This is a genomic window from Actinomadura litoris (assembly GCF_009733595.1).
Lineage (GTDB): Bacteria > Actinomycetota > Actinomycetes > Streptosporangiales > Streptosporangiaceae > Spirillospora > Spirillospora litoris.
The window spans coordinates 327,169-350,474 of record NZ_WOFH01000008.1 but is presented as its reverse complement, the minus strand read 5'-3'; the positions used below and the strand labels follow the sequence as shown (position 1 = coordinate 350,474).

Genomic DNA, 23,306 nt, shown 5'->3' with positions numbered 1-23,306 from the left:
GCACCCGGTGCCGGGTCAGACGCGCCAGGAGCGGACGAGCTCGTCCAGCGCGGACTGGTCGTAGAGGATGCCCTGCGAGATCAGCTCCTGGGCGACCAGGTCGCCGTCGCCGTGGTGCTTGGCCAGCAGCCGGTACACCGCGTACGGGAACCAGTGGTTGTCGCTGATCCGCTGGATCTCCGCCTCGTCGCAGGTGTAGCCCTCGGCCCGGACCTCGGCGAGCGTCGCGGCGACGTCGCCGTGCCGCCGCTCCAGGACGTCGATGACCAGCGCGCGCAGGGTCTCGGCGTTCTGCGGGGGCGCGGGAGCGGGCTCCTCGGCGACGGAGCCGAGGGCGCCGTGCCCGTTGAGGCCGCTGCGCGCCGCCGCGCTGGCGACCGCGAGTTCCGGCTCGGGCTCCGGCGCGGGACGCGGCGCCGCGGCGCGGGCGGCGGACGCCGTGCCGTCACCGGCGGCGGCGCCGGACGCGGCGCCGGACGCGGCGCCGGACGCGGCGCCGGACGCGGCGGGCTCGGGCTCGGGCTCACGGGCGCCGTTCGCGGACGCCGCGCTCCCGTTCACGCCGGTTCCGTTCACCTCGGCCGCGTCGCCCGACTCCAGCGCCTTGCCCGAGTGGCCGGGGACCTGGATCTGCGGGAACGGGCCGGTGTTGCGCAGCGGCATCAGCGTGATCTGCTGGAGGGTGACGGGCCCGGCGATCGCGCGGTGCTGGGGCTCGGGCTGCTTGGGCTCCTGCTCCTCCTCGCGCGAGACGTACCGGTGCAGCGTCCGCAGCAGGACGAACAGGCCGAGCATCGACACGATCGGCGGGACGGCGGCCGTCGCCTGGTAGGAGAACGTCCGGTGCCCGACGTGGCCGACGTTGAAGATGAGGCTCGCCGTCCAGCCCGCGAGCGCGATGCTCAGCGGGAGGAAGAAGTCCAGCCAGCTCAGCAGCTGCCGGCGGTGCAGCACGAAGGCGTCCACGGCCAGCAGGAACAGGCCGAGTTCGCCGACGATGATGAACAGGTCGACCAGCAGCGGGAACGAGTCGGCCTTCCAGCCGCGAAGGCCGTGTTCCAGCGCCCAGTGGTAGAGACCGGCATAGGACTGGGCGAAGCCGCCCACGGTGGCGGTCATCACCGCCGCGGCCATGAAAGCGATGGCCCCCCAGCGTGTGATGGCCTGTGCCCTGTTGGCAGCGCTCATGCGGGGTGTGCTCCAGATTTCCTTACCCAAACAAGAGTGATCCTTGGGAGACTATCCATTCGCCCGGCGTTGCGTGGTGGAAACGCGTCACGTCTCGGTCGCGGTGCGGAAATAGACCGTCCCCACCAGGCCCAGCGGTGGCCTGGCGGGGACGGGGTTCCGTAATGGGAGCGTTACGGCACCTGGAGCGTTACGGCACGCGAAGGACGAAGTCGATCACGGCGTCGCGGCCGTTGGGGCCGTTCGTGACCTTCATGAGCAGGCGCGGGTCGTACAGCGAGTCCGTCTGGTTGCGCGGCTCGTTCGGGAAGTACGTCTGCGTCGTCAGGATCGAGCGGCCCGGGGCCTGGAGCTTGACGTGGATGTGCCGGGTGCGGCCGGGGTAGAGGCCGGGCACGATCGTCGTCAGGGTGAACCGTCCCTGCGCGTCGGTGTACTGGTGACCGCGCAGCGTGAATCCGCTGTTGTCGTAGTTCCCGTAGTTGTCGGCCTGCCAGAAGTCCAGCAGCGCCCGGTTGATCGGCTTGCACGACTGCGAGTAGACGATGCCGCTCACGGTCAGCTTGGTGCCGGGCAGGCCGGGCGTGGTCAGGTCGGCGCGCTCAGGCGAGTTGGGCTTGAAGTACGGGCCCTCCATCTGCGACGGGGTGGCGGTGCTGTCCCCGTCGGTGCACTTCGGGGTGGGCGTCAGCAGGCGCTGACCGGCCTCGGGCCGCACGCGGGCCGAGGCCGGTCCGGCGGCGGAGAGCGCGGCCGGGACGGCCAGCGCACCGACGCCCGCGGCGACGATGAAGTGCTTGCGGCTGATGCCGCTGGTTTCCTGCTCGTCCTCTGGCATGGCGGGTTCCTCTCGGCGGGTCTTCGAGGTGGTTGGGGCGCGCACCCAGGACGTTCGTCGGTTATGTATAGGCCGCGCCGGAGTCGAGGGTCTTGGCCTTGCCTGCCGCATCTTTGGCGGCGTGTGCCAAAGACCGACGCCATCGTCGTGCCGACTCGCTTATTGACCTTCTTGACCGGGCGTAGAAGCCTGGCATGTGGCGTCCGGGAACAGTCCATCCAGCGCGAGGGAGCGCAATGCCCACGCTCGTCAGCACCTCGGACCAACCTGCCGCCGATCAGGCGGACTACTGGCGCCACCTCATCACCTCGGCCTTCGGGCCCTTCCACCTGCAGCCGGCGGGCCGCGGCCCGTTCGCGGCGCGGCTGGTCGCCCGCGCGCTCGGCCAGATCGAGGCCAGCGAGGTACGCGCGCCGGCGCACGCCGTCCGGCGCAGCGTCCGGCAGATCCACCACGACAGCCGCGAGTGCTACAAGCTCGGCCTCGTGCTGCGCGGCTCCTGCGTCCTGCGGCAGAACGACCGGCAGGTCAGGGTCGGGCCGGGGGACGTGGTGTTCTACGACCTCACCCGTCCCGTCGAGATCGCCTTCGACGCCCACCACATCTTCACCGTCGTGATCCCGCACCGGGCGGTGCCGCTGTCGGCCGACCGCATGGCCGAACTCGGCGGCACGCTGCTCAGCGACCAGGCCGGGACCGGCCGCATGGTCGCCTCGCTGCTCGCCGCGCTGGCCGAGGACGGCGGCGCGGCGGACGAGCCCTACGCCCACCACCTCGGCGGCGCGATCGTCGAGCTGGTGACGGGCGCCGCGACCGAGTGGCTCGGCGCCGAGCCGACCCCGTCCCCGGAGGCCGCCGAGATGCTGCGCGCCATCGTCGACTGGATCGAGACCCGGCTGCACGACCCGGGGCTCACCCCGGCCGCGATCGCGGCGGCGCACCACATCTCCGTCCGGCAGCTCTACCGGGTCTTCCAGCCGAAGGGCACGACGGTCGCCCGCTACATCCGGGCCCGCCGGCTCGACCACTGCCGGCGGGAGCTGCGCGACCCGTTCCTCGCCACCCAGCGGATCGGCGCGATCGCGTGCCGGTGGGGGCTGCCCGACGCGGCCGCGTTCAGCCGCGCGTTCCGGGCTGCCTACGGCGTCACGCCCAGCGCCTACCGCGCCGCCGCGACCGGCATCGACCGTGTGGACTGACCCGTGCCGGAGCGGGATCGAATCGGGTCGAACCGTCCTCGACGGGCGGTTGACGTGGGTCGATGTGAGGCGGTGCGTATGGATGCGGATCGGTAGGCCGGATGTGGAATCGAACCGGCTCAAAACGTTCGACGTGACTTGATCGTCTGAAGCCGACTGAACGGTCGCCTGGCGCGGGCTCCCCAACGACGCCGTGGCGGGCGACCGGCCGACGGCGCCGCGGCACGCGGTCGACGTGCCGCGAGGGCGACGCGGCAGGACATCACGGGCGTCGCGTGCGCGACACGGTGCGTGGCGGGGACCACCCCGCGACCTCCTTCCCTTGCCCGCACGAGCGGTTTACGGTTCGGGTAACCGACCGCGAGGAGGAGGCCGTTGCCGCCGTACGCGCCGTCCCCGCCGCGTCCGGGATTCTGGGCCGCGCTCGACCACGTCCAGCAGGCGGCGCTCCGGGCCGCCGCGCGCCCCCGCCACTTCGCGGTGAAGGCGCCGCTGGTCTACCAGGGCGACGAGTCCGACCACGTGATCATCATCGAGCGCGGCTGGGCGAAGGTCACCTCGGCCACCGTGGACGGGCACGACGTCGTGCTCGCCGTCCGGGGCCCGGGCGACCTGCTGGCCGAGAGCGCGGTGCTCGGCGGCCGCACGCGCTCGGCCACGGTGACCGCGCTGTCGCCGATCCGGGCGCTGGTCGTCCCGGCCGCCCGCTTCACCGGGTTCCTGGACGCCCACCCGCAGGTGTGGATGCTCGTCACCGGCACGTTCGTCCAGCGCCTGGACGACTCCGACCGGCGGTTGAAGGCGCACGTCACCAGCAAGGGCACCCGGCGGCTGGCGCAATTGCTCTCCGACCTCGCCGAGCTGTCGGCCCAGCACACACCGCCCGCGCCGGACGGCAGCATCGAGATCGGCCCGCCGCTGTCGCAGGAAGAACTCGGAAGCTGGATGGACGCCTCCCGCGAGACCGTCGCGCGCGCCCTGAACGGCCTGCGGCGGGACGGCCTGATCCGCACCGGGTGGCGGCGCATCACGGTCGTCGACCCGCCCGGCCTGCGCGCCGTCGCCGACGACCACGACTGACGGCGCTCAGGAGCCGCCGGGGTGCTCGGCGATGCGGCGCTGCGCCTCGGGCCAGTCGAGCGGCAGCTCCGACCCCTTCACGGCCCAGAAGACGAACGTCGAGTCGCGCATGACCGCGCGCTTGCCGCGCATCGTGGACGCGTGCGGCTCGGCGGCCGCGTAGGCGTGGACGGCCTTGCGGTCGCGCCAGGCCGAGAGCGTCCAGAAGGTGCGCTTCAGGAGGTCGGCCTTCAGCGTGACGCCGTGGGCGCCGTCCGAGCCGCGCGCCTGGCGCAGGAGCCGCAGGGAGGCGAGGAAGAACCCGGGAACGTGGCGGAGTGAGCGCACCTCCAGCCGCGAGGCCATGACCAGCACCTCGGCGTCCGGTTCGGCCTTCTCCAGCGGGATCCACGGAAGGGTGGGCATGGCGGTGTGTCCTGTCGGTCGATAAAATCTTGTCACTGTCTAGATTGCGTCATCGACCCCGAACTTGTCAATGACAAGATAGGCTGGCGGGCGAACGTCGGGACGTCGCGACCGCGAGGGGGCGAGCCGGATCGAGCAGCCGAGCTATCACCACGGCGACCTGCGGCGGGCCATCATGCACGCCGCGGTGGGGGCCATCGCCGAGTCGGGCCCCGCCACCTGGAGCCTGCGCGAGCTGGCGCGCCGGGCGGGCGTCTCGCACGCCGCGCCCGCCCACCACTTCGGCGACAAGACCGGGCTGCTCACCGCCGTCGCCGCCGAGGGGTACACGCTGTTCGCGGACGCGCTGGAGCGGGCGGGCGAGGACCTCTACGACGTCGGCCTCGCCTACGTCCGCTTCGCCGTCGACCACCGTGCGCACTTCGAGGTGATGTTCCGGCCCGAGCTGTACCGGGCCGACGACCCCGAGGTGAACGCCGCCCGGCGGCGCGCGGACGAGATCCTCCGGCACGGCGTCCGCACCGTCGCACCGGCCGGGGCGCCCCGCGAGACCCATCGGCCCGACGAGACCGACGAGACCGGCTTGGACGGCGAGACCGGCTTGGACGGCGAGACCGGCTTGGACGGCGAGACCGGCTTGGACGGCGACCGGACGGCCGCGCTCGCCGCCTGGTGCATCGTGCACGGCTTCGCCGAGTTGTGGCTGAGCGGCGCGTTCAGCGGCGACCTCGGCGAGGATCCCGTGGCCGCCGCCAGCCCGGTGATCCGGCGCCTGTTCGCCCGCTGAGCGCGCCGCCCGGCCCGCTCAGCCCGGCCCGCTCAGCGGGGACCGTGCTCGGACTCCGCCAGCTCCCGCTGCTCGGAGGGCTCGGGCCGCTCGGGCGCGGTGGCGAGGTCCGCGCGGAAACGGCGGTTGAGCGCGGCCCGCACCCGGCCCTTGAGGTGGCGGCCGCGCGGGTCGTCGACGCCGTCCACCGGCGGCGGGAGGGTCAGGTCGACGGCGGGCGCCGGGCGCGGGTCGGTGATCGCGGCGATCCGCTCCTCGGGCAGGTGCCGCTCCACCTCGCTGAACCGTCCGTCCGGCGACTGCCGGATGATCCCCGTCTCCAGCCCGTGCTCGACGAGGCCGAGGTCGCGGCGCTGGAGCCCGAGGCAGATCCGGTAGGCGACGATGTAGCCCAGCACCGGCCCGAGGATGACCGCGACGCGGAAGAACCACGTCGTCGCGTACAGCGAGACGTCGAACTTGTTCGCGAGGACGTCGTTGCCGCCCGCGAGCCACAGCAGCCCGTAGAAGACGATGCCGCCGACGCCGATGCCCGTGCGCGCGGGGACGTCGCGCGGCCGGTCGAGAAGGTGGTGGATCTGGTGGTCGCCGGTCACCCAGCGTTCGACGAACGGGTAGACGGCCAGGCCGGTGAACAGGACCCCGGGCACGACCAGCGCCGGGACGAGGACGCTCATCGACACCGTGTGGCCCCACGCCGTGATCTCCCACGCCGGCATGATCCGCAGCGAGCCCTCCAGCCAGCCCATGTACCAGTCGGGCTGCGATCCGGCGCTGATCGCGCCCGGGTCGTAGGGGCCGAACAGCCAGATCGGGTTGATCTGGACGAACGCGGCCAGCAGCGTCGTCACGCCGAGGACCCACAGGAACAGCGCCGAGGTCTTGGCCATGAACACCGGGAAGAACGGGTAGCCCCGGACGGTCGTGTTCGTGCTGCCCTTGCCGGGGAACTGCGTGTGCGTCTGCCGCCAGGTCAGCACGACCGCGTGCAGCGGGATCAGCGCCGCCAGCAGCCCCGGGATCAGCAGGACGTGGACGACGTACAGGCGCGGGATGATGTCCGACCCGGGGAACTCGCCGCCGAACACGAACATCACCAGGTAGGAGCCGACGAGCGGGATCCCCGCGATCACGCCTTCGAGGATCCGGATGCCGGTGCCCGACAGCAGGTCGTCGGGCAGCGAGTAGCCGAACAGCCCGTTCACCATGACGAGCACCAGCATGGTGACGCCGATGATCCAGTTCAGCTCGCGGGGCTTGCGGAACGCGCCGCTGAAGAAGTTGCGCAGCAGGTGGACGAGGATCGACCCCATGAAGATCAGCGTCGCCCAGTGGTGGATCTGCCGGACCAGCAGCCCGCCCCGCACGTCGAAGCTGATCTTCAGGGACGAGGCGTAGGCCTCGCTCATCTTCACGCCGCGCAGCTTGGTGTACGAGCCGTTGTAGATGACCTCGTGCATGCTCGGCTTGAAGAACAGCGTGAGGTACACCCCGGTCAGCAGGATGATCACGAACGAGTACATCGCGATCTCTCCGACCAGGAAGCTCCACTGGTCCGGGAACGCCTTGCGCAGCGCCTTGCGGGCGAAACCGGCGGTGCCGAAGCGCTCGTCCAGCGCCCGGGACACCGAGCCCACGGCCCCGCCCGAGCCGCGCCCGCCCGCGCGCCCGTCCGCCGCCCGGCCTCCGGGCGCCCGATTCCCCGCCATCGTCACAGTCCTTTCGTCGAGCCTCTGGCCCTAAGACAGATCTCGACCGGCGAACGTGACATGGACGGCTTGTGCCACTCGTCACACGGGCGCTGTCACACGGGCGCCGTCGCCCGCGCCAGTGGCGCGTCCGGCGCGGTGCGCGGCCGCTCAGCGGCGGAGGGCGCGCCGGTAGCGGGGGAGCCAGCGCGTCCGGTAGGCGAGCCTGACCGGCGGCGGCAGCAGCCGCAGCACCGCGCCGCACGTCGCCTCGGACGCGCCGTCCAGCAGCCACGGCAGGAACACCCGCAGCCCCCGCACCCCGATCTCCTGGCGGAACTCCACGTCGTAGGTGCCCCACTCGTACGGGGTGAGGTTCTCGTGGATCAGCGGCAGGACGTTCGCCTCCTTGAAGTCCAGGTACGCTTCCACCGCCGCCGGGAGGTCCCGGGTCAGCGGGAGGAGGATGTCGTCGTCCTCGTGCTCCAGCGCGGCGTCCACCCTGTCCATCAGCGCGACGAGCCGGACGGCCTCTACGTCCATCGCGTCGAGCGCCGCCGACCTGCCGCCGGTGACCCGGCCGCGTATCACCGTCCACAGCGCGCGCCGCTCGGCCGCCTGCTGGGCGAGCCAGTGGAACCTGAACAGGCTCCAGGCGTTCGCGTCGACCGGGAACGGTCCCATCTCGGCCGTGAACGGTCCCCAGGACGCGACCCGGCCCGCGACGGCCATCGCCGCCATGTCGCGCCGGAACGCCCCGTACGCGGCGTGCAGCATCGTCAGATCGAAGCGCCGCCGCGCGCTGTCGTCCACACCGGTACTCATCCCTCGCACCCCGCCCCCTCGGCACACCCGGCACACCGGGTCTCTCCCCAGGAGATGGACGGGACGCCCTAAATGTGACATGTGGGGCGGATCACCAGCGGTGATACGGATCTCACCGGAACGGTCTGGTTCGGCCGAAACCCTGCCCGCGACCCCGTCCTCGCGTAACCTGCGCCGCGTGATCGACGACCAGACCCTGATGAGCTCCCGTCATGTGCTGTGCGTCCTCGGGACCGGGCTCGACCTCGACGCGGTGGAGGCCGCGGCGGCGCGGGAGGGCTTCGAACTCGACTGGGAGTACTCCGGGACCGGCGCCGACCCGCGGATGCCGGAGGCGTTCGAGGCGTGCGTGGCGCGGGCGTCCTTCACCCGCGCGGACTGGGACGCCGTCGAGGCCCACGACACGGTCGCCTACGTGCTGTCGCCGCCCGTCCTGCCGGGCGTCGCGTTCACGGTCGCGCGGCGGACCCTCGTGCTGACCGCCGACCTGCTGCGCTCGGGCGCGACCGCCGTGAAGAACGAGAGCAGCGGCCTCACCCACGGCCGGGACCGGTGGCTCGACCTCGCCGCGGGCGTCTACGCGGGGGGCGCCGAGGAGTCGGCGGTGCCGCTGTACCGGGCGTGGGTGAAGCGCCCGATCGCCGACGGCCCGCTGCTGCACAGCTGCGGCATGCACCTGCTCGGCGCGCCCGACATCGAACTCGCGCCGCCCGAGGACCCGGCGGCCTCCCCGTCCCCGGACGAGGCCGCCGCCCTCATCGACGGGCTCGCCCTCTACCTGCTCACCGAGCGCCGCGCCGAGGAGATCGAGGACGGCGAGGGCTTCCGGCTCGCGCCGGACGCCCCCCGCTGGATCCTGCGGCACCACCCCTGCGACCGGTACGAGGCCGACGACTTCTTCTTCAACCCGCACGGCTACTGGCGCCTGGCCGCCGAGTAGCCGCGCGGGTCACGGCGACTCGCGCGCGGGGGAGGCCGGCAGCGCGGTGATCCAGCGCTGCGCGAGCCAGCGGCGCAGGTGGCGGCGGGCGTCGGCGGGGGCGAGTCCGGCGCGCACCGACGCCTGCTCCGGCGGCGCCCCGCCCATCAGCGCCTCCAGCAGCGTGAACGCGTCCGCGGGCGGCGAGGCGGTCACCACCCGGTAGTTGCGGCGGAACACCACGATGCGGGACGGGACGAACGCGGGCGGCGCCGGGCGGGCGCCGCGCCGGACGGCCGAGTGGTACTCGTGGACCGGTGCGCACGCCCGCAGCAGCCGGACGCCGGGCGCGCCGCGCACCCGGTCGGGCAGCCCGGTGGGCCAGGGCGCGGGCGGCTCCTCCTCGGTGCCCGGCCCGTCGTAGACCTCGGCGAACAGCCGCTCGTAGCGGACGAGGTCGACCATCAGGTCGGCCCAGGGCTCCCGTTCCCCGGCGGGCAGGTCGCGGTCGGGCCGCTGCTCCTCCAGGTAGGCGGCGAACCGGTCGCCGAGCCGGGCCAGCGTGTAGGCGCGCGGCGGATGCGCGTCGAGGTACCCGGCGGCGAACACGTCGAACAGGTCGGGGCCGAGCAGCTCGCGCAGCGCGGGAAGCATGTGCCGCATCGTGCCCAGCAGGCGGCGCCGGTAGCCGACGCGGTAGATCTCCAGCCGCCGCGCCGCGTCGAGGCCGTCCGTGCCCGCGAGCATCGCGCCGGCCTGCTCCGCCGAGGCGGAGGGCGTCGTGACGGCGTGCAGCAGCCACTGCTGCGCCGCGTCCAGGGACGGTGTCGCGCTACCCATCGGAGGCCCCCGCGTCACGCAGCCCGGGACCGGGCGCGCCGAGGTGGTCGCGGGCCTTGTGCAGCTCCGCCAGTAAGTCGGGGAGGGGCGGGAGGCGGTCGTCCCACTCCAGGAGGGTGGGCACGGGCCCGGTCAGGGACGTGGCCAGCCGGTAGAGGTCCCAGACCGGCTCGGCGACCGGGCCGTCGTGGGTGTCGACCAGGTGGTCGCCCATGTCGGCGTGCCCGGCCACGTGGATCTGGACGACCCGGTCGTGGGGGATCGCGCGGATGTACTCCTCCGGGTCGAAGCCGTTGTTGAACGCCGAGACGTGGACGTTGTTGACGTCCAGCAGCAGCCCGCACCCGGACTCCTCGCACAGCCGTGCGAGGAACTCCCACTCGGGCATCGTCGAGTGCGCGAACGCGGCGTAGGCGCTCGGGTTTTCCAGGACGAGCCGCCGCTCCAGCACGTCCTGCACGACCCCGACGCGGCGGACGAGGTGCCGCAGCGACCGCTCGGTGAAGGGGAGCGGCAGCAGCTCGTGGGTGTTGACGCCCGCGACGCCCGTCCAGCACACGTGGTCGGACACCCACCGCGCGCCGGTGGAGTCGGCCAGCCGGCGCAGCCGGGCGAGGTAGCCGAAGTCGAGCGGGTCGGTGCTGCCGATCGACATCGACACGCCGTGCATGACGACCGGGTACCGCTCGGCGATGCGGCCGAGCGCGTGGCGCGGGTAGCCGCCCGAGTCCATGAAGTTCTCGGAGATGATCTCGAACCAGCCGACGTCCGGCCACTCGGCGAGGATCTGGGCCAGGTGCGAGGAGCGCAGCCCCACCCCCAGCCCGGAGGTGTCGCCGCCCGGCGGGGCGCCCGGCCGGTCGCGCGGGGACGCGCCCGCCCGGGCCCGGGGCGCGGGCGCCCGCTCCGCCGACTCCGCCGTCATGATCCGGACGTCGTTCCGCCGGCCCCGGCACCGCCACGGCCCGGGACGGGCCCGCCCGGAGGCGCCAGACCCGGGCCGGGCGGCGCGTCCGCCTCGAACATCCGCTGCTCGAACACCCTGCGGGCACGCCGCCACGCGGCGCCGCCGGGGACGGACCGCTCGGCCTCGACCCGCAGGTAGCCGCAACCGCCCGGCCCCGCGCAGGCGTTCCGCGTCATGCACACGTGCAGCTCGCCGCCGCCGTGGATGGCTCCGTTCACCGGGTGCCTCCCATCGTCGAGATCATTTCCGGGATGACGTCTCGCAACAGGCTAATCACACTCAGTAGTCAATGGCAGGTCAGATTTATGTCACCTCTCCCAGAGCGGAGTGTGCCGCGACGGCGATGGCCTGGTAAAAGACCGGTTCGGCCGTTGTCCTCCGGGCAGGGCCGACGGGAGATACGGGTGCGCCGTTATGACGGGGAGTCGCGCTAGGAGGCGGCCCCCGCACGGGCGTCCAGGCGTTCGCGCTGGGGGACCACCGTGTACTTCGGGTCCTCCGCCGAGCGCACGCCCGCGTAGAAGACCCCGAAGCGCGTGCAGGCGGACGCGGCGAGCAGCGCCGCCCCGCTGAGGGCGGCCGCCGCGCGGTTCCGCCCGGCGAGCAGCGCGGCCCCGGCGGCGCCCGCGACGGCCAGGATCTCGGCCGCGCGCGTCAGGCCGCCCGCCCGGCCCCCCTCGTACACCTCGGCCACCATGCCGAGCCGCCGCCGCATCAGCCGGGACGCGGCGCCCTCCAGCACCGCGCCCGCCACCGCCGCGGTGCGCGCGGGCCCGGTCTCCGCGGGCGGCGCGGTGAGCAGCGCCATCCCGGACGCGGCGGCCGCGGCCGAGCCCGCGAACACGAACGGCAGCTCCCGGTACGCCCCGTGCCAGGCGGGGACGGCCGTGTCCGCCGCGAGCACGGCGGTGTAGGAGGCGACGGCGGGCCCGAGCACGGCCGCGCCGGCCGTGGCGGCCGCGCCGAGCCGGGGGAACAGGCGCGCCACGTCCAGGACGGCGGCGCCGCCCGCCGCCGGGCCGTAGGCCATCAGCAGCCACGAGCCGAGGCTCATCGGCGAGGTCGGCTTGAGCACGCGCAGCATGTGGTGGAACCGGGCGGGCCGTCCGAGGTCGTGGATCAGCGCGGCGGTCGATCCGCCGATCGCCGCCAGCGAGGAGATCTTCAACGCGCGCGCGGCGGCGGGGCGCCCGGTGAGCTGCGAGCCCGCCGCGAGCACCGAGCCCGCGCCCGCCAGGCCGCCGAGGAAGAAGTACCCGGCGATGTCCGGCGCCTTCCACCTGGGCGGCTTGAGGACGGGTCTGCCGTAGTAGGAGCTGAACTCCGCCTCCGGCACCATCGCCTGCTCGCCGCGCCGCCTCCGGCGTCCGCGCGCCCTCTCCTCACGCTCGGGGGGGCTCATCGGCGTCCTCCCCGGCGCCCGTGGGCGGCGAAGACCGCGACGGCCCCGCCGAGCAGCGTCAGCGCGGCGGCGCCCGCGTGCCGCCACATCGAGGGCAGGTCGCGGGTCGTGACGACGGGGTCCGGGGGCAGCCCGTACACCTCGGGCTCGTCCAGCAGGAGGAAGAACGCGCCGTCGCCGCCGACGCCGTCCTCCGGGTCCGCGCCGTAGAGGCGCGCTTCGTCCACCCCCAGGTCGTGGAGCTGGTCCACGCGCGCGGCGGCCCGCTCCCGCAACTCCTCCAGGGGACCGAACTGGATCGAGTCCGTGGGGCACGCCTTCGCGCACGCGGGCTCCTGCCCGGCCCCGAGCCGGTCGTAGCACAGCGTGCACTTCCAGACGCGGCCGTCCTCCTTGCGCTGGTCGATCACCCCGTAGGGGCAGGCGGGCACGCAGTAGCCGCACCCGTTGCAGATGTCCTGCTGGACGACGACGGTGCCGAACTCCGTGCGGAACAGCGATCCGGTGGGGCAGACGTCCAGGCAGGCGGCGTGCGTGCAGTGCTTGCAGACGTCGGAGGACATCAGCCAGCGCAGGCCGCCCCCGGCGGCGTCCGTCCCGACCGGCCTGTCCTGCTCGATGAACGCGACGTGCCGCCAGGTGTCGGAGCCCAGCCCCTGGGTGTTGTCGTAGGACATCCCCGTGAACTCCAGCCCGTCCTCGGGGACGGCGTTCCACTCCTTGCAGGCGACCTCGCACGCCTTGCAGCCGATGCACACCGAGGTGTCGGTGAAGAAGCCCACCCGCTCCGGCGCGTCGGCGTACCCGGCGTCGGCGGCGACGCCGGGCTCGGATCCGGCGAGCAGGTTGCGTCCGATCAGGCTGCCCATCCCACGACCTCCCACGACGGCCAGGCGCAGGCACCCTTCCCCGCGTCGTGCCCCCTACACCTCGGCCGGTGCCGCTTTCCAGGCGTTCGACCGCCGGTGGGCGGCGATTTCGGGTGCGCGGCCCCGGTGCCCCGCCGGGCCGCCCGGCGTCCCCGCGGGCGGCCGGCGCCCCCGCGTCCCGCGCCAGGCGGGGCCACTCTTCTAGCGACTCTGAACGGTTCCTGAAATTCGATTGACCCTGTTTCTGGAACGGTCCCCGGCCAATGTCCCCACCCTCTTGTTTGTTGGACCGTCCGTTTTCGCAGATTGGACGGGTTTTCGCTCGGTTACGGAATGAGATTGCATGTGGGGCGGCCCGGACATTCAAGGGAAGTTAAAAAGAGAACGTTGACCGGCTTGATCGGCGCCGTCTACTCTCCTGGGCAGATCCTGGATCACGTTCCAACTCTTCGGCCGTAGAAAACCGCGTCCGCCCCCAGCGAAGAGGAAATCGCATGCGTAAAGGGATCGCTATTTCCGCCTCAGCCCTGGCGATGACCGCCACGGCTGCCGTCGCCGCCCCGCCGGCGACGGCCTCCGCCCCCTACCTCACCCGCGGTCCGAGCGGCGTCACCATCGAACTGGCGACGGTGAACGGCTCGGGCTGCCCCCTCGGAACCGCGGCCGTCGCCGTGTCCGACGACAAGGAGGCGTTCACCGTCACCTACAGCAACTACCTGGTGCAGGTGGGCGGGAACTCGAACTCGACCGACTTCCGCAAGAACTGCCAGCTCAACATGAAGGTGCACGTCCCGCAGGGCTTCACCTACGCGATCCTGTCGGCCGACTACCGCGGCTTCGCCCAGTTGGAGCCCGGTGCCAGCGGTCTGGAGAAGGCCAGCTACTACTTCCAGGGCATGCCCACCACCGGTCGGGCGGAGCACACCCTGAAGGGCGAGTACTCCGACAACTGGACGTTCACGGACGTGAACGACGTCGCGCAGCTCGTGTACAAGCCGTGTGGCGAGGAGCGCAACTTCAACATCAACACCGAGCTGCGCGTCAACAAGGGAACATCGGACCCGACCAAGGTCAGCATGATGGCCATGGACTCGACCGACACCAGCATCAAGACGACCTACCACTTCGCTTGGAAGAAGTGCCCCTAGTCCAGCCTTCCCTTCACATCGCAACTGCCGGGAATTGCGTCTAGAACGGCAGCTGCGTGTCCCCGAGAAACACTCTCCACCCGAGTTAGGAGACGAACACCCATGCGCAAGGCAATGACCGCTTCGGCGGCGTGCGCCGCCGCACTGGCCCTGGCCGGCGGTATGGCACCGTCCGCGTCCGCCACCACCGACGACCCGCCGCCCCCGGACAGGATCGTCATCGACGTCCTCACCGTGAACGGCTCCGGCTGCCCCGCGGGCACCACCGCGGTCGCCACGGCGAGCGACAACACCGCGTTCACCGTCACCTACAGCAACTACCTGGCCCAGGCCGGCGGCGACTCGCGGGCGACGGACTTCAGGAAGAACTGCCAGATCAACCTGCGGGTGCACGTGCCGCAGGGCTTCACCTACGCGATCGCGGGCGCCGACTACCGCGGCTTCGCGCACCTGGAGGACGGCGCGTCCGGTCTGGAGCGGGCGAACTACTACCACCAGGGCATGCAGCAGTCGACCCCGGTGAGCCACACGATCAAGGGCTCGTTCTCGGACGACTGGCAGTTCTCCGACCGCACGCCGGTCACCGAACTGGTCTTCAAGCCCTGCGGTGAAGACCGCAACTTCAACGTCAACACCGAGCTGCGCGTGAACAAGGGCAGCTCGGACGCGGCCAAGACGAGCTTCATGGCCTTCGACTCCACCGACGGCAGCGTGAAGACGACGTACCACTTCGCCTGGAAGCGCTGCAACGCGCCTCGCTAACGCGAGGCGGGCCCCGCTCACGGCCATAGAGGAACAGGGCCGCGTCCTTACTCGGGGAAGGGCGCGGCCCTACTCTCATGCCCGCCGGCGGGGCCTTCCGCATGCGGGTGCCACCGCGCGAGGTGGCCGCGCCTTCGTGGGCGGCTCGTCCGATGGCACCTGACCAGCACGAACAATCCGCTCCTCCGCGACTCGGCCGAGAAGGCCGTGGCCGGGGACCAGACGGTACCGATCTCGACCGCGAGCCGCGCCGGACGCAAGCCGCGGGGAGGGCCGCCTGAGGCGTTGGGACCGACGGCGAAATCGGCGCCGTCCCTGCTACACATGCAGCTCTTTACCTGAAATACTATTCGGCCGAGTGGGTCATGTCCCCGGAGGTGATCGTGTGGCTCCCTCGAACGACCCCGGCCCAGGCTGGTACTTCGACCGGCCCGGCCAGATGCGCTCCACCGCCCAAGGCCACACGTCGGGCGGCCGCCGGTGAACGGCGGGTCCACCCTGACCCTGCACCGGTCGGCCCTGGGCGGCTACGCCCTGGTCACCGCCACCGGCACGGTCGACATCCACACCCACACGCTGCTGGCCGAGTGCCTGGAACAGGCGAGCACCGCGACCGGCCTGGCGGTGATCGTGGACATGGCCGGCGTGGAGTTCTGCGACTCCAGCGGCCTGAACGCCTTCGCCCGCGCCTACAACCGCGCGCACGGCCGCGGCGTCAGCCTGGTCGCCGCGGGGCTGCAGGAGCGCGTCCGCCGCGTGTTCACCGTGACCGGCCTGGATCGAGGCGTCCACCTGCAACCCGACGTGGACACCGCCGTGCGGTGGCTGGACACCGGCAGCCGCGCCGGGTGAGCCGTCCCCCAGGCCCCCGTGAGGCGACGTCCTTTGGTCATCCCGGCTCCGGTGGCGCTCTCAGGGCGTGAGGCGGTGGGCCAGCCAGGCGAGGGCCTGGGGGTGGCGGTACTCGATGGCGACGTGGCCGGCCTCGAAAAGCTCGAACCTGACGGTCTCCTCAGGCACGCCCGCCCGCGCTATCGCTTCGCGGAAGGCCGACGCGCCGAGGTCGAGGAACCATTCGTCGCGGGTTCCCGCGTCGATCCAGATCGCGCGCATGGACCGCAGCGCCTCGGCGTGCGCGGGCGCCATCCGGACGGGGTCCCAGCGCAGCCAGCGCTCCCACACCTCGGGCCGCAGCGCCCCGGTGACGGGGTCGAACGGCAGCAGCGGCGTGCCGTCGGCGTCGGGGGAGAAGCACGCCGACACCGCCAGGATCTCCAGCAGCCGCGGATCCTCCTGCTTGGTGAAGGCGACGCGGGAGCGGAAGTCCTGCCACCAGGAGAAGATGTCACCGCCGTAGGCGCGCAGGTCGCGTGCGGCCCGCAGGAAGTGCGGGATGTACTGCGCCTCGGACAGGGCGTCCCCCGAGTGGGTGGCGAACGCGCCGAACAGGTCGGGGCGCAGCATCGAGGTGACCATGGCGCCGAGCCCGCCGCTGGACTTGCCGGCGATCGCCCGGTGGTCGCGGTCGGCGAGCGTCCGGTAGCGGGCGTCGACCCAGGGGACGACCTCCTCGCACAGGTAGGAGTGGTAGCGGCCGGTTCCGGCGGAGTCGACGTACTGGCTGCCGCCGTAGGTCGTCCACGCGTCCACGAACACCAGGATCATCGGCGGCGCCTCGCCGCGGGCGAACAGCGCGTCGGTGGCGACCGGCACCGACGTCCGGAAGGCGCCGGGCTCGTTGCTCCAGGCCGAGAGCCTGCCGGTGAATCCGAGCAGCATGTAGACGGACGGGTAGCGGCGCTCGGGTTCGTCGTCGTAGCCGGGGGGTGTGTACACCCACACCGGCCTGCGGTGCGGGTCGCCCAAGGGGTTGCCGCGCAGCAGCCGGCTGTCGATGGTGCGTTCGTCGATCCGACCGGCGAAGTCGGAGGGCCACAGGGGCATGGGCATCCCTCGCTCTCAGTTATTACGAAAACATACTATCTGAGAGGATAGTATGTTTCGTGTGGAGGACTCGATCGACCGGCACATCGCCCACTGGTCCCGGGAACTGCCGGACCTCGACCCCGAGGTCGAGGGCGCGATAACCCGGATGCAGGTGCTGGTGGCGCTGCTGCGACGCCGCCGCGAGGCCGCGCTCGGCGCGCGCCGCCTCAAGGGCTGGGAGTACGACATCCTGTGGCGGCTCCGCTCCACCGGGCCGCCCTACCGCGCCACGCCCACCTGGCTCGCCCGGGCGCTGAACACCCACCCCGCCACCCTCACCAGCAGGCTCGACCGGCTGGAGGGGTTGGGGCACCTCGCCCGCGTGCACGACCCGTCCGACCGGCGGCGCCTCCTGGTCGCGCTCACCGACAAGGGCCACGCCGCGTGGGAGGGCGCCATCGGGGACCAGGCCGCCGCTGAGCACGAGCTGCTCGCGCCGCTGACCGGCGACGAGCGCGAGCAGCTCGCCGGCCTGCTCCGCAAGGTCGTCACGGCGGGCGAGGCCGACGGCCCGCCCCTCATGCCCCCGGTCGAGCGGCCCTAGCCCGCCGGGACCGCATCGAGGGCCTGCCGAGGCCGCCCGGAGTCCGCTGTGCCGAAGCCCGAATTCGGCGCTGGCGCTATGCGGACGGCAAGCGCGTGCACAGCGGCGGGATGACGCCGGTGCCCTCCGGACCTTGAAGCCGACGGCCTCTCACTTTCAGTGCGTCATGAGGGAGATGTTGAAGACCTGCGTTGCGGTGTACCGGCATCGAACCGGTCACGTGACGTCGAGCACGGCCTTGCCGCGGATCCGGCGCTCCAGAAGTGCCGCCGCCGCCTCGGCCACCCGGTCCCAGGAGCCGCGCCAGCCGATCTGCGGGTCGAGCCGCCCCTGGTCCAGCAGCCGGAGGAGATAGGCGAGGTCCGGGGCGAACGCCCAGTCGAGCCGGTACGCCTCGATGCGCAGCCCGCTGCCCAGGTGCCGGGCGGCCTCGAAGTCGATCGTGGTCGACCCGCCGGACGCGTGCCCGATGGACTGGACGATGCCGCCGTCGGCCAGCAGCCCGTACGCCTGGGCCAGCAGGGCGCCGCCGACGTTCTCCAGTACTCCGAAGACCGGCTCTGTCACGTTGTCGAGCCCCACGACGACCTCGGCGGCGCCCAGCTCGGTCAACCCGGCTCCGCGCTCCGGGCTGCCCACGGCGGCGACGACGTGAGCCCCCGCCAGGGCGCCGAGCTGGACCGCGTACCGGCCGACACCGCCGGACGCGCCGGTGACCAGAATCCGCCGGCCGATGACCGGGCCGAGACCGCGCAACGCCTGAAGGGCGGACACTCCGGCCACCGGCAGCGCACTCGCGACGCCGAGGTCGACGGTGTCAGGCACCGCCACGAGCTTGGCGGTGTCCACCGCGCGCAACCGCGCCCAGGCGCCGGCCGGGCCCCAGGTGACAACGCGCCTTCCGGCCTCCGGGCCCGAGCCGTCCGCCGCCGCCTCGACGACGACGCCCGCCGCGTCCCAGCCCGAGACGCCACCCGGTTCGGTGCGCTGGGCCAGGTCGGCGACCTCGCCGAAGTTCAACGACACCGCGCGGACCTCGACCACCGCCTGCCCCGGCTCCGGCCGCGGGTCGGCGGCCTCGCCGAGCCGAAGGCCCTGGGGTGCGTCCGGGTCGTGGATCAATGCGCGCATCGGGAACCTCCGTGATCGTTGTCGAGGGCACGCCACCATCTCATGATCGCTGCTTCCCGAGCCGACCTGTGGCAGCAGATCCCCGATGCCGCCCAACCGCGTCCGCCACCCCGGATCGATCCGGGGCGCGCCGACACCGACAATCGTGCAAGCGACTTCGCCCATTGACATCGACGAAGTCGGCCCCTGCTGTCCACCCCCCCAGTACGAACCTGCGCATTCTCAGGTGAGGGAGGTGTCGCCGAGCGACCGCAGCAAGATGCGCAGCGCGTCGGCCAGGCCGTCCGCCTGGTCGCGGTCGAGGGCCTGGAGCAGGCGTGTTTCGTTGGCGATGTGCAGGGCGAACAGGTCATCAATGGTCTGGCGGCCGTGCGGGGTGAGCCGGATCCGCACCGTACGGCGGTCGACGGCGTCGGGGACCCGCTTGACGAGGTCCTTGGCCACCATGCGGTCGATGCGCTTGGTGATGGCGCCCGAGGTGACCATGGACGCCTTGACGAGCTGGCCGGGGGTCAGGTCGTAGGGTTCGCCCGAACGCCGGAGCGTGGTCAGGACGTCGGCCTCGCTGATATCCAGGCCGTACCGGCGGAAGAAGCCCTGGAGCTCCGCCTCCAGCAGCCGGGCCAGCCGTTGGACTCGGCCCACCACCCCGACCGGCCAGACGTCCACATCGGGGCGCTCCCGGCGCCAAGCGTCCATCACCGCGTCCACCGCGTCACTCATCCCGCGCCCCTCTTGCTAGTCTCTTATTGGTATCTTACCAGGAAGAGATATGAGAGAAGGCGCCCATGTCCCGCAACATGGAGGCGGTACGAGCCGTCCACCAGGCACTCACTGACAGCGACCTCGACCGGTTCATCGAGTCACTCAACCCCCGACGTCGTCTCCCGGCAGTCGGCGGCGGTGCCCTGGCGCGGCACTTACCAGGCGTGCGGGGGATGTTCGGCAAGCTCGCCGAACGCGCCGCTGCCACCTACGAACCGGCCCGGTTCACCGAAACCGACGAGCACATCGTCGTGCCCGGCAACGCCCCTATCGCCCCTCCCGGCGCCGGCGAGCCGACCATCCCGCGCCGAGGCCTGAACAGGTCCCCGCACGATCGACCCTGAATGCAAGGAGATGACATTGTCCTGGCTGGACAGCGACTACCCGCCCACTCGCTATAACCGAGACCACGGTGAGATCAGCGCACGTTTCCGCTCCGCCGAGACCCCCGCCGACCTCACCACACCTTCCGGCGGGCGGACCGACTATCTCGCCACCAAGGCATCGACCGGCGGAGAATTCGGCCTCTACCGGGTCCGCATGGGCCCGGAGGCCGCCGGCACGAGCACCCACTTCCACAAAACGGTGACCGAATCGTTCTACGTCGTGACGGGCACCCTGCGGGTCTACGACGGCCGACGATGGTTCGACGCGTCAGCGGGTGACTTCTTCCACGTGCCGCCGGGCGGCCTGCACTCCTTCGGCAACCAGTCCGGCGAGCCGGTCGACTTCCTGATGCTGTTCACCCCCGGCGCGGCGCGGGAAGGCTACTTCGAAGGAGTCGGCCATCTCGCCGGCATGAGCGACGAGGAACGGCTCGCCTTCTTCGTCCACCACGACAGCTACTTCACCGACATGACCAAGGGACCGGCGGCGCAGTCATGGCAAGCCGGCGGCGCGCGGTGACCGAGACGGCCTGAAGGCCGCTGCTCTGGCACCGAGAAGCCGGATGCGGCGCTCAGAACACGCTCCTCCGAGCGCCGCATCCGGTCCCGCCGTCCCTCCTACCGGCAGCCTCTAAGCCGTGCCCTCCGACCGCACCCTCGCCACCGCCAAATTCCGGGCCGATCCTCCTCCCGGGCCGGTTCGCGTCCGAAGACGATCCCGACCCGCTTGGCAACCTCAAATCCGATTGTTCTACGACAGGTGATCGGCCATGTCGTCCGGCAAACCCCCGGGTCGTCAGAAGTCGATGGCGGTGCCCTCGAACCGGGGAAGCGCGAAAGTGATCATGCCGCCCTTGAACCGGGCCCCTTGGAAGGAGGCGGTAGGCGCACAGCACGTCGATGCATGTCTGGCGGAGTTGGCGGGAGAGGGCGTCCCCGGCCAGGGCGTGCACCCCGCCCAGTCGGACGGCGGGGGAGGGGGCGCCGAGTTGGGCGACGGCGGCGGTGAAGCGGTCGCACCTTGGAATCAAGCTGCCGCTCGCGCTTGATCCCGTGCACGTCCAGCAGGCCCAGGCCCAGCCACAACGCGCATGCGGCCACCGCCACGGCGACGGTGAACGTGCCCGCCAGCGCCACCCCACACCGGCACCAGTCGCACCGGCCGCCGTTCCGCTGCTTTGCCGCCCATGCCCGCTCGGACGCGTAGCCCCCGGCCCTCGCTCAGCGGCGCCGCAGCAGCCCCCCGATCAGGCCGCAACGGCCTTCCACACTCCTCTAACGCAGATCAGACGAACGCCTCGCGCTGGGCGTCGTGACGCTCTGGCTGCCGGCGCGATGAGTTCGGGCCTCGCCGCCGGTATGTACTGCCGAGCTCGCTGGAACCCCCCGGACGAGCCGATCACAAAGGAGCATTCCGATGTCGAATAGTCGTGTGGAGGACGAGGCCGCGATCCAGGCCGTGCTGGCCGATTCCTATGAGGCCTGGGCCGCCGGCGATGCCGAGGGCATGGTCGCCGACTACACCGCGGACGCGACCGCCATCATGCCCGGCTCGTTCCGCGACAGCCGTGAGGTGATCCGTCAGAACATGGCCCTGGGCTTCGCGGGACCGCTGAAGGGCAGCTCGACCTACAACAAGCAGCTCAGCATCCGCTTCGTGGGGAGGGACGCCGCGATCGTCATCAGCCAGGCCGCCATTCGATTCCCCGGCGACCCCGAAATTCCCGAGGACGCGCGCAAGGTGAACGCGACCTGGGTCATGGAGAAGCGGGACGGCCGATGGCTGATCGCCGCCTACCACAACAGCCCGGTGCTGGCACCCGCGCAGTGAGTCACACAGGTCACGGCGAGCGGGACCGACCTTAGGTCCACGCTCCTCATGATGCGGCCACCATCCTTGTCCTCATCGCGCGATTGCTTCGAAGACAAGGATGGTGGCCGTGAGGCGCTCCACGTTTTCCGGAACTGCTGGGGGCCACCCACCGCACCTCGCCGATACCGGCTGCGCCTGCGGAGGTTCCTGGGCCGGTTCGGCTCGGAGCGGGCGGCTGTTGCGGAGATGTCCTTCGAGGAATTGGGGGAGGCCGTCGGGGACTTCACCATGAAGACCCGGGGCGGCTCCGGTAGCGGGTACGTGGGAGCGCGTCAGATCGCTGCCTGGAGCATGGCCGTTGAGCTCCTGGGCCGGGACGCCGTCCTGTACAAATACTTTCCCTCGCTCTCCAGGGGATGCGAGATGGTGGCGGTCTCTCGTCACGACTATGCCGAGGACGGCTTCGTATACGCGGTCGACGGTGAAGCGATCACCGGCTTCACGCCACATTCGCTGGGCCGCCGCTGGGGGCAACGATCCGGACCGGATCAACCAGGCGATGCGAGAGGTCGGAATGCGCACGCAAAGCTTGGACGGCCTGGAGGACGCGGTGTGGCAGGAGCTCTGGAACCATCACCAGGATCGCGCGTGTGTCCGCGCTGGTCGAACAGATCACCAGCATCGCCTTTTACCCCCAGCCTCCTGGATGGGACGTTCATGGTGGGCGCCATCAAACAACGCAGGTGAACGCGGCTAAGCTCCGAGTGCCCCCGTGTCATCGGGAAGGCAACTGCCATTGACCGTCCAGTCCGTTAGGGCGGTTGGTCCACGCGAGCGGGGCCGGTGCGACGGCGCGGCGGCGGCGATCTTCTGCTGCACATCCGATCTCGGCATCGCCGCCTGAACCCGCTGGAATGGCATTGAGCGTGACGGAGCCGGTTCACTATCGCGGGCGATCTTCGGTCCTCTCAGGTGAGACAACCTGAGCGCATGACGATCAAGGTTCCGGCCATCAGTGACACCGAACGGCCGGCCCCTCGCTGGGCGGTGCAGCTGGCCTACGTGCTCCCGTTGGTGCTGCTGCCGTCGTGCCTGTGGCGGCTGCCGTTCGCGTTCCACTTCGAGATGGGGCAGGTCGGCGAGAGGCACATGCCCGGTCTGGCGATCTCCATCCCGTACGTCTTCGGGCTCAGCATCCTGACCGAGGTCGCCGCGCTGGCGGCGATCGGCCTGGTCAGCCGGTGGGGCGAGGTCTCTCCCTCCTGGGCCCCGATCGTTGGCGCCAGGCGCGTCCCGCCGATGCTGGTGATCGTCCCCGCCACGGTCGGGGCGCTGGCGATGACCTTGGTGACGGTGATGATGCGCCTCACCTGGTTCGGAGTGCCCGAGGGAGCCCACTACGAGAACATCTGGTGGGAGGCGCTGGCCAAGACCGCCATCACCCCGATCGCCGCATGGGGCCTGATCCTGCTCGCGCTGACCGCCGCCTACCACGTGCGCCGTCGCGGTGGACGTCTCGACCGCTCCTCGCGCACCGTGGCGCCTGCACGACACACGTCCGTGACCATTCCGGGGTGAGAGCGTAAGTCCACTGGCTTTCAGGTGTGCGTAGCTGCGGAAGAGTGTGGCTCGGGAGATCCCCGGCGTCGAGATGTCGCAGGCGCCCCGGGGGATGACCTGGCGCAGCAGGCGATCCATGGCGACGCGGAGGGCCTTCTCGGGCTGGTGGCGCTGGGCCGGACTGATCGTCCTCGGGGTCCTCCG

At 71.7% G+C, this 23,306-nt stretch carries 26 protein-coding genes; 13 read left to right on the top strand and 13 right to left on the bottom strand.

Annotated features, from left to right (window positions below):
- Positions 1–15: 15 nt before the first annotated feature.
- Both GNZ18_RS23735 and GNZ18_RS23730 read right to left on the bottom strand, forming a co-directional pair.
- Entirely contained in the window at positions 16–1,119 is a 1,104-nt protein-coding gene (locus tag GNZ18_RS23735; protein ID WP_173390871.1) for a DUF2637 domain-containing protein, read from the bottom strand.
- A 259-nt stretch (positions 1,120–1,378) separates the two neighbouring features.
- Positions 1,379–2,026 (bottom strand): dioxygenase family protein, encoded by a 648-nt coding sequence (locus tag GNZ18_RS23730; RefSeq protein ID WP_156218724.1) that lies wholly within the window; start codon positions 2,024–2,026, stop codon positions 1,379–1,381.
- 236 nt (positions 2,027–2,262) lie between these two features.
- Between GNZ18_RS23730 and GNZ18_RS23725 the strand changes: the two genes are divergently transcribed.
- Both GNZ18_RS23725 and GNZ18_RS23720 read left to right on the top strand, forming a co-directional pair.
- A complete protein-coding gene (locus tag GNZ18_RS23725; protein ID WP_173390870.1) occupies positions 2,263–3,225 on the top strand; it encodes an AraC-like ligand-binding domain-containing protein in 963 nt (320 codons plus the stop codon).
- A gap of 375 nt (positions 3,226–3,600) precedes the next feature.
- Positions 3,601–4,305 carry a Crp/Fnr family transcriptional regulator gene (locus GNZ18_RS23720; RefSeq protein WP_156218722.1) on the top strand — a complete coding sequence of 235 codons (705 nt, stop codon included), beginning with the start codon at positions 3,601–3,603 and terminating at the stop codon, positions 4,303–4,305.
- A 6-nt stretch (positions 4,306–4,311) separates the two neighbouring features.
- On the opposite strand, the gene GNZ18_RS23715 is transcribed toward GNZ18_RS23720, so the two are convergent.
- Positions 4,312–4,710, bottom strand: coding sequence for a DUF3291 domain-containing protein (locus tag GNZ18_RS23715; RefSeq protein ID WP_156218721.1), 399 nt, complete (start codon positions 4,708–4,710; stop codon positions 4,312–4,314).
- 175 nt (positions 4,711–4,885) lie between these two features.
- On the opposite strand from GNZ18_RS23715, the gene GNZ18_RS23710 reads away from it, so the two are divergent.
- Positions 4,886–5,497 carry a TetR/AcrR family transcriptional regulator gene (locus GNZ18_RS23710; RefSeq protein WP_156218720.1) on the top strand — a complete coding sequence of 204 codons (612 nt, stop codon included), beginning with the start codon at positions 4,886–4,888 and terminating at the stop codon, positions 5,495–5,497.
- Positions 5,498–5,529: 32 nt separating this feature from the next.
- On the opposite strand, the gene qcrB is transcribed toward GNZ18_RS23710, so the two are convergent.
- Positions 5,530–7,206 (bottom strand): cytochrome bc1 complex cytochrome b subunit, encoded by a 1,677-nt coding sequence (gene qcrB, locus GNZ18_RS23705; RefSeq protein ID WP_156218719.1) that lies wholly within the window; start codon positions 7,204–7,206, stop codon positions 5,530–5,532.
- Between the two features lie 150 nt (positions 7,207–7,356).
- Positions 7,357–8,010 carry a hypothetical protein gene (locus GNZ18_RS23700; RefSeq protein WP_156218718.1) on the bottom strand — a complete coding sequence of 218 codons (654 nt, stop codon included), beginning with the start codon at positions 8,008–8,010 and terminating at the stop codon, positions 7,357–7,359.
- Between the two features lie 178 nt (positions 8,011–8,188).
- Here GNZ18_RS23700 and GNZ18_RS23695 point away from each other — a divergent pair, with 178 nt between their 5' ends.
- A complete protein-coding gene (locus GNZ18_RS23695) occupies positions 8,189–8,950 on the top strand; it encodes a hypothetical protein (protein WP_156218717.1) in 762 nt (253 codons plus the stop codon).
- Positions 8,951–8,959: 9 nt separating this feature from the next.
- On the opposite strand, the gene GNZ18_RS23690 is transcribed toward GNZ18_RS23695, so the two are convergent.
- The 5 genes from GNZ18_RS23690 to GNZ18_RS23670 all read right to left on the bottom strand — a co-directional run bounded on the left by GNZ18_RS23690 (position 8,960) and on the right by GNZ18_RS23670 (position 13,007).
- Positions 8,960–9,769 (bottom strand): HvfC/BufC N-terminal domain-containing protein, encoded by an 810-nt coding sequence (locus GNZ18_RS23690; protein ID WP_156218716.1) that lies wholly within the window; start codon positions 9,767–9,769, stop codon positions 8,960–8,962.
- Positions 9,762–10,694 carry an MNIO family bufferin maturase gene (bufB, locus tag GNZ18_RS23685; protein WP_156218715.1) on the bottom strand — a complete coding sequence of 311 codons (933 nt, stop codon included), beginning with the start codon at positions 10,692–10,694 and terminating at the stop codon, positions 9,762–9,764. The genes GNZ18_RS23690 and bufB overlap by 8 nt, the downstream gene beginning before the upstream one ends.
- Entirely contained in the window at positions 10,691–10,954 is a 264-nt protein-coding gene (locus GNZ18_RS43270) for a hypothetical protein (protein ID WP_156218714.1), read from the bottom strand. Before GNZ18_RS43270 ends, bufB begins: the two co-directional genes overlap by 4 nt.
- Positions 10,955–11,166: 212 nt before the next feature.
- Complete coding sequence (gene nrfD / locus GNZ18_RS23675; RefSeq protein ID WP_156218713.1) at positions 11,167–12,138, bottom strand: NrfD/PsrC family molybdoenzyme membrane anchor subunit; 972 nt, start codon at positions 12,136–12,138, stop codon at positions 11,167–11,169.
- The gene (locus tag GNZ18_RS23670) at positions 12,135–13,007 is read right to left on the bottom strand and encodes a 4Fe-4S dicluster domain-containing protein (protein WP_156218712.1); all 873 of its coding nucleotides are present in this window, start codon (positions 13,005–13,007) and stop codon (positions 12,135–12,137) included. Before GNZ18_RS23670 ends, nrfD begins: the two co-directional genes overlap by 4 nt.
- A gap of 494 nt (positions 13,008–13,501) precedes the next feature.
- On the opposite strand from GNZ18_RS23670, the gene GNZ18_RS23665 reads away from it, so the two are divergent.
- The 3 genes from GNZ18_RS23665 to GNZ18_RS23655 all read left to right on the top strand — a co-directional run bounded on the left by GNZ18_RS23665 (position 13,502) and on the right by GNZ18_RS23655 (position 15,769).
- The gene (locus GNZ18_RS23665) at positions 13,502–14,155 is read left to right on the top strand and encodes a DUF4360 domain-containing protein (RefSeq protein ID WP_156218711.1); all 654 of its coding nucleotides are present in this window, start codon (positions 13,502–13,504) and stop codon (positions 14,153–14,155) included.
- Positions 14,156–14,257: 102 nt separating this feature from the next.
- Positions 14,258–14,917, top strand: a complete 660-nt coding sequence (locus GNZ18_RS23660) for a DUF4360 domain-containing protein (protein ID WP_214619930.1) — start codon at positions 14,258–14,260, stop codon at positions 14,915–14,917.
- 480 nt (positions 14,918–15,397) lie between these two features.
- Positions 15,398–15,769 (top strand): STAS domain-containing protein, encoded by a 372-nt coding sequence (locus GNZ18_RS23655; RefSeq protein ID WP_173390869.1) that lies wholly within the window; start codon positions 15,398–15,400, stop codon positions 15,767–15,769.
- A 60-nt stretch (positions 15,770–15,829) separates the two neighbouring features.
- On the opposite strand, the gene GNZ18_RS23650 is transcribed toward GNZ18_RS23655, so the two are convergent.
- Positions 15,830–16,861, bottom strand: coding sequence for an alpha/beta hydrolase (locus GNZ18_RS23650; RefSeq protein ID WP_156218709.1), 1,032 nt, complete (start codon positions 16,859–16,861; stop codon positions 15,830–15,832).
- A gap of 61 nt (positions 16,862–16,922) precedes the next feature.
- Here GNZ18_RS23650 and GNZ18_RS23645 point away from each other — a divergent pair, with 61 nt between their 5' ends.
- Positions 16,923–17,447 (top strand): MarR family winged helix-turn-helix transcriptional regulator, encoded by a 525-nt coding sequence (locus tag GNZ18_RS23645; RefSeq protein ID WP_216651428.1) that lies wholly within the window; start codon positions 16,923–16,925, stop codon positions 17,445–17,447.
- A gap of 216 nt (positions 17,448–17,663) precedes the next feature.
- Here GNZ18_RS23645 and GNZ18_RS23640 read toward each other — a convergent pair whose 3' ends face one another.
- Together GNZ18_RS23640 and GNZ18_RS23635 are read right to left on the bottom strand one after the other, a co-directional pair.
- Entirely contained in the window at positions 17,664–18,578 is a 915-nt protein-coding gene (locus GNZ18_RS23640; RefSeq protein WP_156218708.1) for a zinc-binding dehydrogenase, read from the bottom strand.
- Positions 18,579–18,800: 222 nt separating this feature from the next.
- Positions 18,801–19,301, bottom strand: a complete 501-nt coding sequence (locus GNZ18_RS23635) for a MarR family winged helix-turn-helix transcriptional regulator (protein ID WP_156218707.1) — start codon at positions 19,299–19,301, stop codon at positions 18,801–18,803.
- A gap of 65 nt (positions 19,302–19,366) precedes the next feature.
- Between GNZ18_RS23635 and GNZ18_RS23630 the strand changes: the two genes are divergently transcribed.
- The 5 genes from GNZ18_RS23630 to GNZ18_RS23615 all read left to right on the top strand — a co-directional run bounded on the left by GNZ18_RS23630 (position 19,367) and on the right by GNZ18_RS23615 (position 23,120).
- Positions 19,367–19,687, top strand: a complete 321-nt coding sequence (locus GNZ18_RS23630) for a hypothetical protein (RefSeq protein ID WP_156218706.1) — start codon at positions 19,367–19,369, stop codon at positions 19,685–19,687.
- Positions 19,688–19,703: 16 nt separating this feature from the next.
- Positions 19,704–20,249: a cupin domain-containing protein gene (locus tag GNZ18_RS23625; protein WP_214619925.1), complete on the top strand. Its 546-nt coding sequence runs from the start codon at positions 19,704–19,706 to the stop codon at positions 20,247–20,249.
- Between the two features lie 912 nt (positions 20,250–21,161).
- Positions 21,162–21,560 carry an SgcJ/EcaC family oxidoreductase gene (locus GNZ18_RS23620; protein ID WP_216651427.1) on the top strand — a complete coding sequence of 133 codons (399 nt, stop codon included), beginning with the start codon at positions 21,162–21,164 and terminating at the stop codon, positions 21,558–21,560.
- Positions 21,561–21,608: 48 nt separating this feature from the next.
- The gene (locus GNZ18_RS44080) at positions 21,609–22,289 is read left to right on the top strand and encodes a DUF6461 domain-containing protein (protein WP_376766282.1); all 681 of its coding nucleotides are present in this window, start codon (positions 21,609–21,611) and stop codon (positions 22,287–22,289) included.
- 243 nt (positions 22,290–22,532) lie between these two features.
- Positions 22,533–23,120: a hypothetical protein gene (locus tag GNZ18_RS23615; protein WP_216651426.1), complete on the top strand. Its 588-nt coding sequence runs from the start codon at positions 22,533–22,535 to the stop codon at positions 23,118–23,120.
- Positions 23,121–23,306: the final 186 nt, after the last annotated feature.

Bases quoted from the DNA above. Each gene is read 5' to 3' on its own strand.
- GNZ18_RS23690 (WP_156218716.1), bottom strand. From the start codon at position 9,769: ATGGGTAGCGCGACACCGTCCCTGGACGCGGCGCAGCAGTGGCTGCTG.
- GNZ18_RS44080 (WP_376766282.1), top strand. From the start codon at position 21,609: ATGATGCGGCCACCATCCTTGTCCTCATCGCGCGATTGCTTCGAAGAC.
- GNZ18_RS23635 (WP_156218707.1), bottom strand. From the start codon at position 19,301: ATGAGTGACGCGGTGGACGCGGTGATGGACGCTTGGCGCCGGGAGCGC.
- bufB (WP_156218715.1), bottom strand. From the start codon at position 10,694: ATGACGGCGGAGTCGGCGGAGCGGGCGCCCGCGCCCCGGGCCCGGGCG.
- GNZ18_RS23730 (WP_156218724.1), bottom strand. From the start codon at position 2,026: ATGCCAGAGGACGAGCAGGAAACCAGCGGCATCAGCCGCAAGCACTTC.
- GNZ18_RS23650 (WP_156218709.1), bottom strand. From the start codon at position 16,861: ATGCCCCTGTGGCCCTCCGACTTCGCCGGTCGGATCGACGAACGCACC.
- GNZ18_RS23725 (WP_173390870.1), top strand. From the start codon at position 2,263: ATGCCCACGCTCGTCAGCACCTCGGACCAACCTGCCGCCGATCAGGCG.
- GNZ18_RS23615 (WP_216651426.1), top strand. From the start codon at position 22,533: ATGACGATCAAGGTTCCGGCCATCAGTGACACCGAACGGCCGGCCCCT.
- GNZ18_RS23660 (WP_214619930.1), top strand. From the start codon at position 14,258: ATGCGCAAGGCAATGACCGCTTCGGCGGCGTGCGCCGCCGCACTGGCC.
- qcrB (WP_156218719.1), bottom strand. From the start codon at position 7,206: ATGGCGGGGAATCGGGCGCCCGGAGGCCGGGCGGCGGACGGGCGCGCG.
- GNZ18_RS23735 (WP_173390871.1), bottom strand. From the start codon at position 1,119: ATGACCGCCACCGTGGGCGGCTTCGCCCAGTCCTATGCCGGTCTCTAC.
- GNZ18_RS23715 (WP_156218721.1), bottom strand. From the start codon at position 4,710: ATGCCCACCCTTCCGTGGATCCCGCTGGAGAAGGCCGAACCGGACGCC.
- GNZ18_RS23700 (WP_156218718.1), bottom strand. From the start codon at position 8,010: ATGAGTACCGGTGTGGACGACAGCGCGCGGCGGCGCTTCGATCTGACG.
- GNZ18_RS23640 (WP_156218708.1), bottom strand. From the start codon at position 18,578: ATGCGCGCATTGATCCACGACCCGGACGCACCCCAGGGCCTTCGGCTC.
- GNZ18_RS23630 (WP_156218706.1), top strand. From the start codon at position 19,367: ATGTCCCGCAACATGGAGGCGGTACGAGCCGTCCACCAGGCACTCACT.
- GNZ18_RS23670 (WP_156218712.1), bottom strand. From the start codon at position 13,007: ATGGGCAGCCTGATCGGACGCAACCTGCTCGCCGGATCCGAGCCCGGC.
- GNZ18_RS23710 (WP_156218720.1), top strand. From the start codon at position 4,886: ATGCACGCCGCGGTGGGGGCCATCGCCGAGTCGGGCCCCGCCACCTGG.
- GNZ18_RS23665 (WP_156218711.1), top strand. From the start codon at position 13,502: ATGCGTAAAGGGATCGCTATTTCCGCCTCAGCCCTGGCGATGACCGCC.
- nrfD (WP_156218713.1), bottom strand. From the start codon at position 12,138: ATGAGCCCCCCCGAGCGTGAGGAGAGGGCGCGCGGACGCCGGAGGCGG.